Annotated in this window: 15 protein-coding genes; 13 read left to right on the top strand and 2 right to left on the bottom strand. The window is 53.0% G+C overall.

Features of this window, described 5'->3' with window-relative positions; translation table 11 throughout:
* Positions 1-291: 291 nt before the first annotated feature.
* The 4 genes from AAC086_RS13135 (at position 292) to AAC086_RS13120 (ending at position 4,506) form a co-directional block, all read left to right on the top strand.
* Entirely contained in the window at positions 292-1,212 is a 921-nt protein-coding gene (locus AAC086_RS13135; RefSeq protein ID WP_339779197.1) for an AraC family transcriptional regulator, read from the top strand.
* Positions 1,213-1,561: 349 nt separating this feature from the next.
* Positions 1,562-2,920, top strand: a complete 1,359-nt coding sequence (locus AAC086_RS13130; RefSeq protein WP_339779195.1) for an Nramp family divalent metal transporter — start codon at positions 1,562-1,564, stop codon at positions 2,918-2,920.
* Between the two features lie 307 nt (positions 2,921-3,227).
* Positions 3,228-3,947 (top strand): cytochrome c oxidase assembly protein, encoded by a 720-nt coding sequence (locus AAC086_RS13125; protein ID WP_339779193.1) that lies wholly within the window; start codon positions 3,228-3,230, stop codon positions 3,945-3,947.
* Positions 3,948-3,987: 40 nt separating this feature from the next.
* A complete protein-coding gene (locus tag AAC086_RS13120; protein WP_339779191.1) occupies positions 3,988-4,506 on the top strand; it encodes a copper chaperone PCu(A)C in 519 nt (172 codons plus the stop codon).
* A gap of 80 nt (positions 4,507-4,586) precedes the next feature.
* On the opposite strand, the gene AAC086_RS13115 is transcribed toward AAC086_RS13120, so the two are convergent.
* Both AAC086_RS13115 and AAC086_RS13110 read right to left on the bottom strand, forming a co-directional pair.
* Positions 4,587-6,803, bottom strand: coding sequence for a methyl-accepting chemotaxis protein (locus AAC086_RS13115; protein ID WP_339779189.1), 2,217 nt, complete (start codon positions 6,801-6,803; stop codon positions 4,587-4,589).
* Between the two features lie 649 nt (positions 6,804-7,452).
* Positions 7,453-9,684: a methyl-accepting chemotaxis protein gene (locus AAC086_RS13110; protein ID WP_339779187.1), complete on the bottom strand. Its 2,232-nt coding sequence runs from the start codon at positions 9,682-9,684 to the stop codon at positions 7,453-7,455.
* A gap of 549 nt (positions 9,685-10,233) precedes the next feature.
* On the opposite strand from AAC086_RS13110, the gene AAC086_RS13105 reads away from it, so the two are divergent.
* The 9 genes from AAC086_RS13105 (at position 10,234) to tolB (ending at position 17,752) form a co-directional block, all read left to right on the top strand.
* Positions 10,234-10,980: a YebC/PmpR family DNA-binding transcriptional regulator gene (locus tag AAC086_RS13105; RefSeq protein WP_339779185.1), complete on the top strand. Its 747-nt coding sequence runs from the start codon at positions 10,234-10,236 to the stop codon at positions 10,978-10,980.
* Between the two features lie 81 nt (positions 10,981-11,061).
* The gene (gene ruvC, locus AAC086_RS13100) at positions 11,062-11,583 is read left to right on the top strand and encodes a crossover junction endodeoxyribonuclease RuvC (RefSeq protein ID WP_339779183.1); all 522 of its coding nucleotides are present in this window, start codon (positions 11,062-11,064) and stop codon (positions 11,581-11,583) included.
* The gene (gene ruvA, locus AAC086_RS13095; RefSeq protein WP_339779181.1) at positions 11,580-12,284 is read left to right on the top strand and encodes a Holliday junction branch migration protein RuvA; all 705 of its coding nucleotides are present in this window, start codon (positions 11,580-11,582) and stop codon (positions 12,282-12,284) included. Before ruvC ends, ruvA begins: the two co-directional genes overlap by 4 nt.
* Positions 12,281-13,360, top strand: a complete 1,080-nt coding sequence (gene ruvB / locus AAC086_RS13090; RefSeq protein ID WP_339779179.1) for a Holliday junction branch migration DNA helicase RuvB — start codon at positions 12,281-12,283, stop codon at positions 13,358-13,360. Before ruvA ends, ruvB begins: the two co-directional genes overlap by 4 nt.
* Positions 13,357-13,806 (top strand): YbgC/FadM family acyl-CoA thioesterase, encoded by a 450-nt coding sequence (locus AAC086_RS13085; RefSeq protein WP_339779177.1) that lies wholly within the window; start codon positions 13,357-13,359, stop codon positions 13,804-13,806. The genes ruvB and AAC086_RS13085 overlap by 4 nt, the downstream gene beginning before the upstream one ends.
* A 7-nt stretch (positions 13,807-13,813) precedes the next feature.
* Positions 13,814-14,545: a protein TolQ gene (gene tolQ / locus AAC086_RS13080; RefSeq protein WP_339779175.1), complete on the top strand. Its 732-nt coding sequence runs from the start codon at positions 13,814-13,816 to the stop codon at positions 14,543-14,545.
* 3 nt (positions 14,546-14,548) lie between these two features.
* Complete coding sequence (gene tolR / locus AAC086_RS13075) at positions 14,549-15,010, top strand: protein TolR (protein ID WP_339779173.1); 462 nt, start codon at positions 14,549-14,551, stop codon at positions 15,008-15,010.
* 6 nt (positions 15,011-15,016) lie between these two features.
* Entirely contained in the window at positions 15,017-16,036 is a 1,020-nt protein-coding gene (locus AAC086_RS13070) for an energy transducer TonB (protein ID WP_339779171.1), read from the top strand.
* Positions 16,037-16,381: 345 nt separating this feature from the next.
* Positions 16,382-17,752: a Tol-Pal system beta propeller repeat protein TolB gene (tolB, locus tag AAC086_RS13065; protein WP_339779169.1), complete on the top strand. Its 1,371-nt coding sequence runs from the start codon at positions 16,382-16,384 to the stop codon at positions 17,750-17,752.
* The last annotated feature ends 15 nt before the right edge of the window (positions 17,753-17,767 follow it).

Raw genomic sequence — 17,767 nt, 5'->3', positions numbered from 1 at the left:
AAAAGAATACGGGCCGATGCGGGTTTGCATCGGCCCGTTTTTTATACCGTTTCCAACCTTGCAGACATCGCGGGGTCGGGGGGGATGATTGATAGCTGCAAGGTTTTATCCGGTCTGAACGAAACCTAACGCAAATCATTACCGGGGCGATAGCCCGGTCCTCTATAAAAATTGCACAATCCTGCAAATGCGTAAATATGGTCTGTTGTTTCCGGCAATCGATGGTTATGTGCTTTTTTACAAGGCCAGCCATTGGTTGGCATGTGGGTGATCGGCTGGGGAAAGGCAAAAATGATGACGACTGGCTTGGACAAATTTGCATGTTTGATTGAACAATATTGCGCCAGCACCGGGCGTTACGATACCGCCATTCCCGGCGTTGCCTTGTTGCGGGCGGACGCACCGATGGCACCGGTGAATGTGGTGTATCAGCCATCCATCTGTATTTTGGCGAGCGGTGAAAAAACCGCCCTGATGGGTGATAGTGTTTATATTTACAGGCCCGGGCAATATTTGACGGTGTCGCTTGATGTGCCGGTTTTGGGGGAAGTAACGGTTGCCAGCCCCGATGCGCCTTATTTATGTTTCCGCCTTGCGTTGAACGTCAAAGTCATGGGCGAGATTATGATGGAAGCCCGCGAAAACGACATCATACCCAAGGGCCGTCAGCCCGGATCGGCCTTGCAGGTTAGCGATGCGGGCGATGCGTTGATTAACGCGGCCACCCGGCTGTTAGACCTTCTGGCGACCCCGCGCGATATTCCCGTTCTGGCTCCGTTGATAGAACGCGAAATTCTGTATCGCTTGTTAAATGGCCCGCAAAGTGCGCGTTTGCAGCAATTGGCCATGGCTGATAGCAAGCTAAACCAAGTGTCGCGGGCAATAGAATGGATCAAAAACCATTTTCGCGAACCTTTTAGCGTCGATGTGCTGGCGCGCGAAGCCAATATGAGTCCTTCGGCGTTACATCAGCATTTCAAGGCCATCACATCGATGAGCCCGCTGCAATACCAAAAGCAATTGCGCCTGCAAGAAGCAAGATCCTTGATTATGGTTCGGGCGATGGATGCCGCCAGTGCGGGATACCAGGTGGGATATGACAGCCCATCGCAGTTTTCGCGCGAATATCGCCGCATGTTTGGGGCACCGCCCCGGCGCGATGTCGAACAGTTGCGACTCTCGGCATCTGACGGGATGGTCGAGGTTGCCTGACGTCGCGTCGCCCAACCACTGATCTGAAAATCAATGGTTTCGTGTGCGCATATCTTCGTATCGTCCGTTTGGACGGGGATAAAAGCGGTTGTTTGCGGGGTAATTTACCAGCATCGCGGCGCGAAACAATCCATACGTATAGGTGTGCGGTCCATAATTACACTTGCGCAAAATTTAGCCTTGACTAACTTTTAAAGTCCGCACAACAATTGGGGATAAATTTCCTGATGATTTTGGTTGTGCGTTTTGTCGTTCCTGCATCGACATAAGACGGCAGCCGGGTTTTTTCAGGCCTGGAATTATTTAAAATATAAGCGGGGCAAAGTTTCCCGCTGGCGGAGAAGGGCAGATGGCCGATATTGGTAATATAAAACGCAAGCAGGGTGACTGGCGCCAAGAGGCCGAACAACCTTCGCTGGTCGAAGTGTTTCGGTCGATTGCGGTGACCCCCGATGCCGGTTTTTTCCGCAAGTTTCTGATATTTGCCGGGCCGGGATATCTGGTGGCGGTGGGCTATATGGACCCGGGAAACTGGGCCACTTCGCTTGCTGGCGGGTCACAGTTTGGCTATGCTCTTTTATGTGTTGCGCTGCTGTCCAATATCATGGCTGTGGTGTTGCAGTCATTGTGTGCCAGGCTGGCAATTGCCACCGGGCGCGATCTGGCGCAGGCCTGCCGCGACGCTTTTCCGATCTGGATGTCATGGCCGTTATGGGTGCTGGCCGAACTGGCAATTTGCGCCACTGACCTTGCCGAAGTGATCGGGACGGCAATTGCCCTGAATTTGTTGTTTGGTATTCCGCTGGAACTGGGCGTGCTGATTACGGCAGCCGATGTTTTGTTGATTTTATGGTTGCAAAATCGCGGTTTTCGCTGGGTTGAAGGGTTTATTATTGCCCTGCTCGGGGTGATTTCGATTTGTTTTGCCATTCAAATATTCATGGCCGATCCGGACTGGTATGGCGTTATTGTCGGTTTTGCCCCTACCACCGATGTTTTGACCAACCAGAATATGCTGTATCTGGCATTGGGGATTATCGGTGCCACGGTGATGCCGCATAATCTGTATTTGCATTCGGGCATTGTGCAGACCCGCGATTATCAACGCACGATCAAGGGTAAGCGCGAAGCACTGCGCTTTGCCACGCTCGATTCAACGGTGGCGCTGACCTTTGCGCTCGTGATCAATGCCTCAATCCTGATTTTGGCCGCGGCAACCTTTCACGCGGTCGGGCAAACAAACGTTGACGACATTGGCAAGGCCCATGAATTGTTATCGCCCTTGTTGGGGACGTCAATGGCGCCCATTCTGTTTGGCATTGCCTTGCTGTGTTGCGGGTTAAGTTCGACCGTCACGGCGACAATGGCCGGGCAGATTGTGATGGAAGGGTTTATTAAAATGACCCTGCCAGCATGGTTGCGGCGATTGGTAACCCGGCTGGTGGCGATTATTCCCGCCATTGCGGTAACAATGATTTATGGCCCGTCGGAAATGGGGAAACTGCTTATTTTATCCCAGGTGGTGTTAAGTTTTCAGTTGCCGTTTGCGGTGGTGCCACTGGTGATGTTTACAGCATCGCGTCAGAAAATGAAGGAACTGCGCGCACCGCTTTGGTTAACGGTTGTTTCTTCGATCATCGCGCTGATCATTATCGCGTTGAATGTCAAACTTCTTTACGACATTTCGTTTGGTGTGGTGCAGGGCTAAATCCTTTCGGATGAAAGAGCGTATCTGCTTAAAATGGTTTTGGGGCCGGTGATAGCTTCACATCAATGTGAGGGATATTTCCGGCCCTTTTGCATGACGGGGCTTGAAAGCGGGGCAGGGCCGCGATACCAGTTTTCGCCTGTACCGCGATTTTCTCTGGATTATTAATAATTCGCAATTACGTCGCAGGTATGGATGTTTATAGTGCGCATCGGGTGTTTCGTGCCGTATCGTGCCCCGATAGTGTCCTTAAGAATTACAGCCACAGTGCGTGCGCTTTTTTGTTATCACAGCAAAAGACATTGCCATGAATGATCAGCCCGAAAACCAGACCCGAAAGGGAAAACGTCGCACCCTGATTGCCATGGGATGTGCTTTTGCCGTTATGGTGACATTGGTGGTCTATTCGCCAACTTTGTATCGCATGTTTTGCGCGGTCACTGGCGTTGGCGGGGCTGTTCGCCAAATATCGGTGCCAAATAAAACGGCCAGTGGCGCGGGTGGCGCGGAAGGTGCAAATGCGCAGGCAAGTGCCCTCGCAAGCGCAGAGAGCGACATGGTCGAAGTGTATTTCGATGCCAATGTTGCCAAGGGACTACCGTGGGAATTTTACCCCGAAGAACGTATGGTAAAGGCCAAACTGGGCGAACCGGCGAAGGTCTATTATTATGCCAAAAACAATTCAAACGAGACGATCGTCGCGCGTGCGGTTTTTAACGTCACGCCCTATAAATCAGCCCAGTATTTTTTTAAAATCGAGTGTTTCTGTTTTACCAACGAAAAACTGGCGCCGGGTGAAAGCGCGCGGATGCCGCTTGTTTTATATATCGACGATCAGATCCGCAAAGACCCCAATACAGCCGAAGTTAAGGACATTACCCTGTCTTACACCTTTTACCGTCAGTCGGATTTGACCGATCAGGAAATTGCCGAGGCGCGCGAGTTAAAAGCCGGGTCGGATCAGAAAGAAGCCGAATTGTCGCATTCGGAAAATGTCGATCTGGAAAATGATGTCCGCCGACACTAAAGGAAACGCGCTTTAGGCACTGTTGCAAACTGGGGAACGCATGAACAGGAAAAATACGTTAGTTCGGCTATTGCGACGCAACGGGCGGGGTAAATCTGCTGTTATGGCCGCATTGGCGGCGGTGATGGCTGTTGGTGGCTCCGGTGTAGTTGTGGTGGCAATGTTGCCTGCGACAGCACAAGCCCACAGCTACACGCTTGGCAAAATCATGATAGGTCATTTTTGGGCCCCCCCTACCGATCAGGATGCCAAGGGGGCCGCCATATATGGTCCGCTGTTAAATGGTGGTTCAGAGCCGGTGATACTTCTGGGGGCAACGACCCCGATTGCCGATAAAGTCCGGTTCCGTATCGAAAAGGACGGGGTTGAAAGCTGGGTCGATCACATTACGCTGACCCCGAACAAACCGATGGGGCTTGCCGCCTGGCGCCAGCATATCTGGCTGAGCGGCCTGAAAGAACCATTGGTCGCCGGGGGATCGTTCGATCTGAGCCTGGATTTTGGCAAAGCAGGCCACAAGATGATCCAGATTGTGATTGAGCCTGAAGGAGGGCATTAAAGCAGTTTTGGGGAAATATAAAAACGGCCTGTCGCATATCTGTGACGGGCCGTTTTTATTTAAAGCTTCGTCAGACCTGATCAGGAAGCCGCGCGATCATGGGCTTTGTGACGCAAGTCTTCCAGAATGGAATTGATGCGGTTGTTAAGGGTCTGAATCTTCTTGGCCGCATCCTGCGAAGTCTGCAGGACTTCGCTTGACAATTCGCCGGTTTTGCCGGTTTCCGTGGCAACATCCGTGATCGCGGTCGAAACCATCCGGGTGCGGTCGGCTGCATTACGAACATTGCGGGTGATTTCGTTAGTTGCGGCACCCTGTTCTTCAACCGCTGCCGAAATGGTGGTGGCAATTTCATTGATATTTTCAATGATGCTGCCGATCATTTCGATGGCCGAAACCGATTCACCCGTGGATTTCTGAATGCCGGAAATCTGACCGGCAATTTCATCGGTGGCTTTTTCGGTCTGGTTTGCAAGATTTTTAACCTCGGCGGCAACCACGGCAAAGCCCTTGCCCGCATCCCCCGCACGGGCGGCTTCGATGGTGGCATTCAGGGCCAGCAGGTTGGTTTGCTCGGCGATATCGGTAATCAGGGCGATCACCTCGCCAATGCGATTGGCCGATTGCGACAGGCTGACAACCAATTCATTGGTTTCGCGTGCCTTTTGCGCTGCATCATTGGAAATGCGGGTTGATTCCGCCATTTGCCGGTTGATTTCAGCATTCGATGCCGCAAGCTGTTCGGTTGCGGCAGCAACGGTTTCAACATTGCTGGTCGCTTCGCGGGCCGAGGTGGCCACTTCTTCACTTTGTCCCGAAACCAGTTCGGCACTTTGGGTCATCTGCCCCGAAACACCTTGCAACTGTTCGGCCAGGGCGGCAATCTCGCCAACGGCACTTTCGACTTCGTCTTGCAGCGTGTCGGCCAGGCCCAGCAATTCGTCGCGCAGGGCTTCGTTGCGTTCGCGGTTCAGGCGTTCTTCTTCGGCTTGCATGTCACGAACTTTAAGGGCGTTGTCCTTAAAGACTTCGACGGCACGGCCCATTGCGGAAATCTCGTCGTTGCCCTTGGCCGGGACCACCACTTCGAGATTGCCATCGGCAAGTTTGATCATGGTTTGCTGCAGGCCATCCAGGCGGCGCAACAGATTACCACGGACGTAAATGACGTAGATTGCCAGCGACAGCAAAACAGCCGCAGCCGCAACGATATAGAGAATAAGCGATCCCTGCTGTTGCAGGTTACGGGCAGAAGTTGCCGCACTATCAACGTCGCTTTGCAGGGTTTCAACAACCTGATCGACGCTATATCCCATGGCCGAAGCAAATTCAGCCGACTTGGCAACCAGTTGCTGGGCATCAATGGCTGACTTTAACTCGCGCGATTGCAAATCGGGCAGGCTGCCATCCCCAACGGAAAGCTTCTGCATCTTGTCGATCAGGTCCTGGTAAAAACTGATCAGTTTGGGGTTGTCCAGATCCTGGAGCATGTTTTTGGCATCGGAATAGCTGCCGCGGACGCGCACACCAACAATGGACAACCGCGTTGCATCGCGTTCAGAGGCTGAACCGATAACGATGTTTGAAATCTGGTTGCCAAGGTTGGTCAGTGCGACCAGCGGGGCCCGTTTGCTGACACTGTCGTGATATTTAAACAGCGACGAAATCAGGTCTTCGCGCGGCTGGCGCGTTTGCATGAACGGGCTTTTACGCAGTTCCTTGACCATTTCAGAAATCTGGCCAAGTTCGTTGGACGTCACCGTCATCAATGGTTTCAGCGTACTGACGAAACGATCCGACAGTTGCTGGAACTCGGTGAGCTTTTGGGACTTTTCTTCGCTAATCTGGAACCGTTTCTGCGTCAGATCGTGCAACTGGGCCAGGGTGTCTTGCAACTGTTTGCTGTTGCTTTCGATGACATCAAGCGTATCTGGCTGCATGCCGGATTGACGGAGCTGCTCGACCCGGTTTTTCAGGGACACAATCCGGTCGTCGAGTTCCGCCTTTACGGTTTCTTCTTCTTGCGGTGTCGACGCGGCAACGATGCGTGGAGCAATGGCAACAATTTCAGCACTTTCGGTTGCCAGTTGTTGCGCCCCAAACATCGGCGGCAGTTTTTCTTCGGTGATGTTATCAAGCTGTGCGCCAAACCGTTCAAATGAAACGGCACCAACAGCTGCGGCGATAACGGCCATCAGCCCAACCAGCGCGAAGGAAACGAGCAGTTTTCCACGAACGCCCATACCACTTTTTTGCACGGATTTTCGTTGGTTCCGGCCCCCTGTCGTCTGTTGCATTTAGTCTCAACCCTGTGTTCTGCGATTGGCACGTGACAGGCCTGACTGGGAAGGACAAGATCCTCAGCGTCTGCTTTCACAATGCCACCCCGTGCTGCCGCGTTATTGCGGAAGCCGGAAAATTCAAAATGTCTTTAGGCATGTTGCAGGCCGGATTGTTGATTGTCCCCAACCGGCCCACCCCCGAATTTTCTTTTTATTCATAACATATCGACAAAATTCAAGTAATCGCTTTGTATTTTGTACAGATGCATAGATAACTTATTCTAAATCCGACGTATATTATTCTTCTGGTATTGAAATTGTGACCACAGGTCGTGATACATACAGACGCATCAGGGTTTTTACGTTCAATTTTGCAAGCAGAGTCGCATTTTAGGCGAATCTATCATCTTGCGGGTCCTGATTGGTGCTGTTGTATTACATATATTCAACTTATGGTTTTCATTAGTGTTTCATTAATTATCCCGCGCCGTTTTACCGATCCCGGCAATGTCTGAAGTAAAGGCCCGGGATTTTATCGTTTGAAATGTATTGTTGTATTTAAGCTGGCAAAGGAAAACCCCACCCGAATTTTGAGTGGGGTTTGGTCTGATCATACCAGATATTTCCTCAGAACCTGACATAGAACCGTTTCAGGGCCATTTCGTTACGATGCGGCACGGTCGTGGGCCTGTTTGCGCAAATCTTCGAGGATCGTATTAATTCTGCTCCGAAGATTCTCGACTTTTTCTGATGCTGTTTGCGCTGTTTGCAAAACCTGACCGGACAATTCGCCGGTCTTTGCCGTTTCACTGGCGACATCAGTGATTGAACTTGAAACGGCCCGGGTCCGGTCTGCCGCGCCACGAACATTACGGGTGATTTCGTCGGTGGCCGATCCTTGTTGTTCAATCGCAGCCGAAATAGTGGTGGCAATTTCATTGATATTTTCAATGATACTGCCGATCAATTCGATGGCCGAAACCGATTCACTGGTTGACTTTTGAATGCCGGAAATTTGACCGGTAATTTCATCGGTGGCTTTTTCGGTCTGGTTTGCAAGGTTTTTGACCTCGGCGGCAACCACAGCAAAGCCCTTGCCCGCATCACCCGCGCGGGCGGCTTCGATGGTGGCATTCAGGGCCAGCAGGTTGGTTTGCTCGGCGATGTCGGTAATCAGGGCGATCACTTCGCCAATGCGATTGGCCGATTGCGACAGGCTGACAACCAGTTCATTGGTTTCGCGTGCCTTTTGCGCTGCGTTGTTGGAAATGCGGGTTGATTCCGCCATTTGCCGGTTGATTTCAGCATTCGATGCCGAAAGCTGTTCGGTTGCGGCAGCAACGGTTTCCACATTGCTCGTGGCTTCCTGTGCCGAAGAGGCCACGTCTTCGCTCTGGGTTGAAACCAGTTCGGCACTTTGGCTCATTTGCCCCGAGACACCCTGTAACTGTTCGGCCAGGGCGGCAATTTCGCCAACCGCACTTTCGACTTCACCTTGCAGCGTGTCGGCCAGTGACAGCAGTTCATCACGCAGGCTTTCATTACGCTCGCGGTTGAGGCGTTCTTCTTCGGCCTGCATGTCACGAACTTTAAGGGCGTTCTCTTTAAATACCTCGACGGCACGGCCCATCGCCGTGATTTCGTCATTTCCCTTGACCGGAACCGCGACATCCAGGTTGCCACTGGCCAGTGTAACCATGGTTTTTTGCAAACCTTCCAGGCGACGCAACAGGCTGCCACGCACATAAAACATGTAAATTGCCAGCGACAGCAAAATTGCAGCAATGCCGACGGCATAAAGAATGGTCGAGCTTTGTTTTTGCAATATTTCGGCATTGGCAGCCGATGTATCGACTTTGTTTTGCAGGGCGTCGACCAATTGAGCCACACCTGCGCGCAGGGTATTTGCCGACTGGGCACTTTCGGTGACAAATTTTTGGGCGGTATTGATCGCGGCGAGTTCCTTGGTCCGCAAATCGGGAATACTTCCATCCCCAATGGAAAGGGCTTCCATTTTGTTGATCAGGTCGTTGTAGTAATTTTTCAGCTTTTCGTTATCCATCCCGTTTATCAGGGTGCGGGCATCGGCATAGTTGCCCCGAACCCGAACGGCGGTGATGGACAGGCGCACCACCTGGGTTTCGGTGGTGGCGGCAATAATCATGTTGGTGGCCGTTGCCCCCTGGCGCTCAATATCGAGAATTGGCGCACGGGTTTGTACGGCGTCATGCAATTTATAATATTGCGCCAGCACGTCTTCCTTCGTGAAATCATCGCTGCTTGACGGGTCCTTGCGAAGCTTTTTGACCTCGGCATCGGCCTGGGCGATATCATTTTGAGTGTAGGACAGAAGCGGCTTCAAGGTATCGCCGTACCGTTTGCTCAAGTCCTGAAAAGCTTGGGTTTTTTCGGTTTTTTCAGTTGAAATTGCAAAGCGCGCCTTGGTTGCGTCATGCAACGCGGTCAGGGCTTGTTCAAGTTGCTGGCGGTTCTTGTCAATTTCATCGAGAATGTCGGTTTCAAGGCCCGCATCGTGCAATTGGTCAATCTTGGTTTTTAATCCGATCAGTCGCTGGTCAAGTTCATCCTTGACCCCCTGTTCTTCGTCGGGGCTGGTTGCGGCAATGATGCGCGGCGCTATCGCGACGATTTCAGCACTTTCGGTTGCCAGTTGCTGTGCTGCGAACATGGGGGGCAGTTTGTCTTCAGTAATATCGGCAAGCGTCACGCCAAAACGGCCAAAAGAAAATACCCCGACGATCACTGCGGTAACAGCCATAAGGCCGACCAGGGTAAACGAAATCAGAAGTTTACCTTTAACACCAAGACCAGACGGTTGTTTTTTTTGCTTTTTGCCGGGTTTGGGTTGTGTTGGGGTCCCTGTTTTTTTTCCCATTCTGTCCTACCTTTTTGTTGCGCCGGTGTTCATCCCCACCGGTTTTGGAGGCACGGACCTCCTGAAAGGTATCCGCGTTTCCACCCTTTTTCCGGTTTGATTACCTTTCGCGGGCTCAAACCTTGTTTGCATTATTGTTGCGTCGTCATTTTATATTTCGATACTGTTTCATTATGAGAACCTCTGCAATAGGCAAGCGACCCTCATAAAGTAAAATTTTCCTATTCGTTAGTATGGTATGATTGGGTTAGCTGGCTTTGTTGCAATGACCGTGCAGTTTTGCCATCGAAATTTGTCGACAAAGGGCGGGGGCGCTGTTTGCAAGGCAATGTGCGCGCGATGGCTGGACCTTGGGCAGCAAACACGTTATAGGAGCTTGCGTTGCGTTTGCCCGCCTTGTTCATAAGGGGACTTTGGCGGGACCAAACGCAAGAAAGGTTTTCACAATGTCGGAACGGCACAGAATACTTTATGTATTGGTGGCGGTTCGATACGGGGCCCGGGCGGCACCAGATCGATAACGTAATTCAAGAATACAGGTTTCAGGTTATGGCCGGTCATTCCCAGTTTAAAAATATCATGCACCGCAAGGGCGCGCAGGACAAAAAGCGCGCCAAGATCTTTACCAAACTTGCCCGTGAAATCACGGTATCGGCAAAGGTCAGCGACGACATTAACAGCAACCCGCGTTTGCGTGCTGCCATTGCGGCGGCTCGCGGGCAGAACATGCCCAAGGATAATATCGATCGCGCCATTAAAAAGGCGCTCGGTGCGGGGGAAGGCGACAATTTTGAAGAAGTCCGCTATGAAGGTTATGGCACCGCCGGGGTTGCCGTGATCGTTGAAGCGCTGACCGATAACCGCAACCGCACGGCATCGGAAGTGCGTGCTGCTTTTGCCAAGCATGGCGGCAACCTTGGTGAAACCGGGTCGGTCGGGTTTATGTTTAACCGAATTGGCGAAATCGTTTATCCGGCGGACAAAGGCGATGCCGACGCGATTTTTGAAGCCGCCCTTGAAGCAGGGGCGGCCAATGCGGAATCAGATGACGACAGCCATGTTATCGAAACCGAAATCGAAGACTTGAACACAGTGCGTGAAGCCCTGACCGAGATCTTTGGGGATCCGGAAAGTGCCAAACTGGTGTTCCGTCCGGTGGTTTCGGCCGAGGTGACGGTCGATCAGGCACAAAGCATCATGAAACTTGTTGATGTGCTTGAAGACAACGACGACGTTCAGAATGTCTGGACCAATGTCGACTGGACAGACGAAATTGTCGCGGCCCTTGATAACTGATCTTGCCTGCGCCCGTCATTTTGCTTTGAATGACGGGCGTATTTTATTTTGGCGTCAATTATAACAACAGGTGGTTGTCACGTGGTCAGGGTTCTCGGCATCGATCCCGGTCTTCAGCGTACTGGATGGGGCGTAATCGACCTGAACGACAATCACATGCGCCATGTTGCCAATGGTGTCGTTACCTCGACCCAGGCATTGTCGCTTGCCGAACGGCTGGTGCAGCTTTATTCCGGTCTGACCGACATTATCAATCAGTGGGAGCCCGACGAGGCCGCCGTTGAGGAAACTTTCGTCAATAAAAACCCCGTTTCGACCCTGAAGTTGGGGCAGGCACGTGGCGTGGCCTTGTTGGCCCCGGCCCGAATGGGCATTCCTGTTGCCGAATACACCCCGAATGCGATTAAAAAAACCGTGGTTGGGGCCGGGCATGCTGCCAAACAGCAGGTCGAAATGATGGTTTCAACATTGTTGCCGGGGTGCAAAATTGCCGGTGCCGATGCGGCAGACGCGTTGGCGATTGCAATTTGCCATGCCCAGCATGCCGGAAACCGCATGATGCTGGCCCGGTATCAGAACCAGAACGGGGGATCTGCCCGATGATTGCCAAATTGCGCGGTATTGTCGATTTTATCGGCGAAGACAGCGTTATCCTTGATGTTAACGGTGTGGGCTATCTGGTGTTTGCCTCGCGCCGGACTTTGTCCATGTTGCCGCAGGCCGGGGGCGATGCGGGGCTGATCATCGAAACCCATGTGCGTGAAGATCATATTCACCTTTATGGTTTTGCCGATAATGCCGAAAAACAGTGGTTTTCCCTGTTAACCACCGTGCAGGGGGTTGGTGCGAAGGTTGCCTTGGCATTGTTGTCGGTTTTATCGCCGACCGATCTTTTGCGCGCCCTGGCATCGCAAGATACCACGGCCCTGTGCCGTGCACCGGGGGTAGGGGCCAAGGTGGCGACCCGGATTGTCGGCGAGCTGAAAGACAAGGCTGCCAAGTTGAATTTAGGGCCGGTCGCCGCACCGGCGGCCCCGGCAATGCCGGTTTCATCGCCTGATGGGGCGGCGGCCCAGGCCCCAAAACCCACCCGCAAACGGGCAGAAAAACCGCAGCCGGTCGCGCCAAAAGCCCCGGTTGTGGATGACGGGGCGATTATGGCCGATGCTGTATCGGCCCTGGTTAACCTGGGTTATGGTCGTTCCGAGGCCTTTGGTGCTGTTGGCAAGGCTGTTCAACTGGCCGGTGAAAGCCGTAATCTTGATACCCTGATCCGTTTGGGACTAAAGGAGCTTAGCGCGTGAGCGACGAAGATGACCGGTTGTTGACGGGCGAACGCCGCGACGAAGACCGTCAGGATGGATCATTGCGCCCCCGGCGTCTGGATGATTTTACCGGGCAAAAGGAAGTGCGCGAAAATCTTGATGTGTTTATTCAGGCCGCGCGCGGGCGTGAAGAAGCCATGGATCATGTGCTTTTTTTCGGGCCTCCCGGGCTGGGGAAAACAACCCTTTCACAAATCGTTGCCAGTGAACTTGGTGTTGGCTTTCGCGCAACATCGGGCCCGGTGATTGCCAAGGCAGGCGATCTTGCCGCCCTTCTTACCAATTTGCAGCCGCGCGATGTGTTGTTTATTGACGAAATTCACCGTCTGAACCCGGCTGTTGAAGAAATCCTGTATCCTGCCATGGAAGATTTTCAGCTTGATCTGATCATTGGCGAGGGGCCAGCGGCCCGTTCGGTGCGGATCGATTTGCCGCCTTTTACTCTGGTTGGGGCGACAACCCGGTCCGGGTTGTTGACAACGCCGCTGCGCGACCGGTTTGGTATTCCGCTGCGTTTACGATTTTACGAACCGGAAGAACTGGTTGATATTGTTGCCCGCGGGGCGCGGTTGCTCGATTTTGACATGACGCGTGACGGCGCAATGGAAATTGCCCGCAGGTCAAGGGGCACACCGCGTATTGCCGGGCGCTTGTTGCGCCGGGTAAGAGATTTTGCCGTTGTGGCAGGCAAGTCGCCGGTGAACGCCTTTATCGCCGATGCTGCCCTGACCCGGCTTGAGGTCGACAAGATGGGGCTTGATAGCCAGGACCGGCGGTATCTGACCTGCATTGCCAGCAATTATGGCGGTGGTCCTGTTGGCGTCGATACGCTGGCTGCGGCCCTGTCTGAGGAACGCGATACCATCGAGGATGTGATCGAGCCCTATTTGTTGCAGCAGGGATTGATACAGCGCACGCCGCGCGGCCGGATGCTGGGCGTTAAGGGCTTTACCCATTTGGGATTAACCCCGCCACGCAATCAGGGCGGGGTGCCAATGGCCGACCTTTTTGAAAGCGAAGCCCTGAAAAATGCAAATGACGAGGGTGAAGCATGACAGATCAGCTGCTGGGGGCAATAGTTGGCAAGCGGCACATATACCCGCTTTGCGTGTTCTATGAAGATACCGACGCCGGTGGAATTGTATATCACGCGCAGTATCTTGCCTTTGCCGAGCGTGCGCGAACGTCAATGATAAATTTATTGGGTTTTTCCAATAGAAACATTGCCGAACGCCACAAAGTTGCCATAGCGGTTAGACATTGTACCGTCGATTTCCGTCGGACTGCGCGGCTAGAGGATCGATTGACTGTCGAAAGTCGATTGATCCGCATTGGCGGTGCGTCACTGGGGTTTGAACAAAAGATTATGCGGGACGGCGAGGAACTGGTCGTGATCGAGATCGTTCTGGCCTGCATGTCGTTGGAAACCTTTCGGGCGCAACGTCTGCCGGATGAATTAAGAAATGTGTTCAGTGACTATCTCGATGTGAACGAGGGCTAAAGAAACGATGGAAAATCAGGTTATCGATGCCGTGTCGCTCGGCCAGTCGGTTATGGCGCACGACATGTCGATGTGGGGGTTGTTCCTCCAGGCTGGTCTGGTGGTCAAAGTGATCATGATTGGCCTGTTGATGGCCTCTGTCTGGGTTTGGGCGATTGTTTTTGAAAAGATGTTCCGCCTGCGCAAATTGCGTGCCCAGGCCAACCAGTTCGAAGAAGCCTTCTGGTCGGGTGGGTCGCTTGAAGACCTGTATGATCGTATCGCCGATCGCCCCAAGGACCCGATGGCAGCCATTTTTGTCTCGGCCATGCGCGAATGGCGCCGCTCCAATGCCCGTGGCGTCAGTGGTGAAACCATGCGCGCCCGTCTGCAACAACGTCTTGAGCGGGCCATGGAAGTGACCCTGGGGCGCGAGATGGACCGGGTTGAACGATATATGACGTTTCTGGCATCGGTTGGCTCGACAGCACCGTTCGTGGGCCTGTTTGGCACCGTTTGGGGTATTATGGCATCGTTTCAGTCTATTGCAGCGTCGAAAAACACATCGCTTGCTGTTGTCGCACCTGGCATTGCCGAGGCCCTGTTTGCGACAGCGATTGGGCTGGTTGCGGCTATTCCTGCTGTTGTGGCCTATAACAAAATTTCAAGCGATCTGAACCGTTATGGTAATCGCCTTGAGGCGTTTGTCGATGAATTCAGTTCGATCCTTTCTCGCCAGCTTGACGAAAAACGGGACTGACAGATGGGCGGACAACTAGCTTCGGGAAATTCCGGCGGCGGTCGGCGTCGTGGTCGGCGGGGGCGCGGTGGTCGCAAGGCCATGAGCGAGATTAACGTCACACCGATGGTTGACGTCATGCTGGTGCTGCTGGTTATTTTTATGGTGACAGCACCGCTGATTACGGCCGGGGTGGATGTTGACCTGCCCAAGGCCAGTGCGACCCAAATGACAGGCCAGGACGAGCCTTTGGTGGTGTCGCTGACCAAGGACGGCGTTGTCTATATCATGGATAGCGAAGTGGACCGCGATGACCTGGTGGCCAAATTGCGGGCAATTACGGAAAACAAGCAGGAAACCCGCATTTTTGTGAAGGGCGACAAGGCCGTCGATTACGGTCAGGTAATGGATTTGATGGGGCGCATAAACGAGGCCGGCTTTAGCAAGGTCGCCCTGATCGCCGATCTGCCAGATAAAGGCAAATAAACGGTCATGCTGCGTAATGTGCTGATTTCACTGGCGGTGCATTTGGCGATCCTTTTGATCGCCTATTTTGGCTTGCCGGACTTGTTTAAGCCCGAGCCGTTGGAAATGCAGTCGGTTTCGGTCGATGTGGTGACTGTGGACGAATTTGCGGCAGCCCAGAAAAAGGCACCACCATTGCCCAAGCCCGATACCAAACCGGCCGCCAAGCCCGAGCCCAAGGAAAAACCCGCGCCGCAGCCAAAACCGCAGGCGCAACCAGAGCCCAAGCCTGAACCAAAACCCGAACCCAAGCCCGAGCTGAAACCGGAAGCCAAGCCTGTCCCGGAACCTGAGCCGAAACCGAAACCGGCGGTGAAAAAAGCCCCGGAAGCGGCATCTGTGCCAGAAAGCGATGTTGGCGTGTTAAAGCCCAAGCCGAAACCGGTTGAGAAGAAGGTTGAAAAGCCGGAGCCGAAACCGGAAAAGAAACCTGATCCCAAGCCCGAGAAAAAGCCTGATCCCAAACCGCAACCAAAACCGGAACCCAAGCCCGAGCCAAAGCCCGCGCCCAAGCCGGAGAAGAAAGCCGAGCCTGCGCCCAAACGGACCCTTGCCGACATTTTGAAAGATGTGCGCAAGACCGAAAGCACGCAAGAGCCTGTGCCAGACCAGTCCAAGGAAAAGCCAGCCAAGGAAGCGGCCAGCGAACCGACGGCAACGCGCCTGTCTGATCGCCTGAGCATGAGCGAGCTTGACGCCTTGAAGCGGCAGATTGCGCAATGCTGGAACCCGCCTGTCGGATCGAAGGATGCGGATTTTGTGGTTTATCTGAATATTCAGGTGAACCCGGACCGGACGGTGCGGAGTGCCGAAATTGCCAATCGGAATGAAATTGGCAATGATATATCAAAGCGGACAGTTGCTGAAAGTGCATTGCGGGCCGTTCGTAACCCGGCGTGCAGCCCGCTTAAGTTGCCGGAAAATAAATATGACCTTTGGAATACAGTCGTGATGACCTTTAACATGAGGGAAATGTTGGGTTTATAGGCTGATTTAAGAATTGTTTGTGAAATTGTGGCGAAGCGACCCTAATTTCGCCGGATTGATTGCCAATTGTTGTCTTTTAACGTTGTGAATGTTTGCATACCGCATTAGCGATGCTGACAAACCGTTGAAGATAGACAAGAATCGGATAATAGCAGATGGTAACTTTCGCCAATGCTGCATAGCGAAATCTGCACAAAATGATGTGCTAAAAGCGCAATGCTGACCTTTGAAAGTGCCGCTGGATAAAAATCAATTCTAGCGCAAATTCACGCTCGTTTTGACGCGCGTGAATTGACGGGTTAATAAGCTATCCTTTTGAAAACGCGTGGAGAAAAGCGAGGCAGAATGAGAACCAAGACCAAGGCTTTTAAACGACACTGGCATGTGCGCGGGCTATCTTGCCTGTGTGCCCTTGCCGTTGCTGTTGGCTTGACCATTGCTGCGGCCGCCCCGGCGCAGGCGGAATTGCGTGTTGATATTACGCGCGGTGAAGTCAAACCGATGCCGATTGCCGTAACACGTTTCGCTGGTGAGGGCGTTTCGGAGACGGATGCCGGGCAAAATATTACCAAGGTGATCAACAACGATCTGGCGCGCTCCGGGCTTTTTAAGACGATTGATGAAAAAGCCTTTATCCAGAGCGCCAGTTCGCTGGCGGTTAATCCTAACTTTGCCGAGTGGCGTACAATTGGCGCCCAGGCTCTGGTCAATGGCCGGGTCCTGACCGAGGCAAACGGGTTATTGCGGGTGGAATTTCGTTTGTGGGATGTTTTGGCCGAAAACCAGATGGCCGGTGTTGCTTATCGCACACAACCGGGCAACTGGCGGCGGATCGCTCACAAAATTGCTGATGAGATCTATAAACGCATAACCGGTGAAACCGGGTATTTCGATACCCGCATCGTTTATGTTTCCGAATCGGGACCGGCGACCCACCGGATCAAGCGGCTGGCCATCATGGATCAGGACGGTGCCAACCATCGTTTCCTGACGGACGGCAAGTTTCTTGTTCTAAGCCCACGGTTTTCGCCGACTGCACAGGAAGTGGTCTATATGTCGTATTTTAACGACAAACCACGGGTCTATGTTCTTGATATCGACACCGGAGAGCTTGAACTCCTTGGTGATTTTCCGGGGATGACTTTCGCCCCAAGATTTTCGCCAGATGGCAATTCGGTGGTTATGAGCCAGGCCCTGGACGGCAATAGTGAAATTTATTCGCTGGATTTGCGCACCCGCGAAAAGCGCCAGTTGACGCGGCACCCCGCGGTTGATACATCGCCATCCTATTCGCCTGATGGGTCGCGTATTGCTTTCAACTCGGACCGTAGTGGCGGACAACAACTTTACGTGATGAATGCAGATGGAAGTGGCGTGCAACGGATCAGTTTTGGGGGGGGACTTTACTCCACACCGGTCTGGTCTCCACGCGGCGACCTGATTGCCTTCACGAAGACGCAAGGAGGTCGGTTCTATATTGGTGTTATGCGGCCAGATGGCAGTGGTGAACGGTTGCTGGCTGAAGGGTATCTCGTCGAGAGCCCGACATGGGCACCGAATGGTCGGGTTTTGATGTTTCATCGTCAAATCCCGTCCAAGGACGGAACCAAGGACAGATATCGCCTGTTTTCGATTGATTTGACCGGGTATAACGAACGCGAAATCGTTACACCGGCGGATGGATCAGATCCGGCATGGTCACCCTTGATTCCCTGATTTCTCAATTGTATA

This window comes from uncultured Thalassospira sp., assembly GCF_963976115.1.
GTDB lineage: Bacteria > Pseudomonadota > Alphaproteobacteria > Rhodospirillales > Thalassospiraceae > Thalassospira.
Note: the sequence above shows the minus strand (reverse complement) of the source record. Positions and strands in the feature narration are given on the sequence as shown.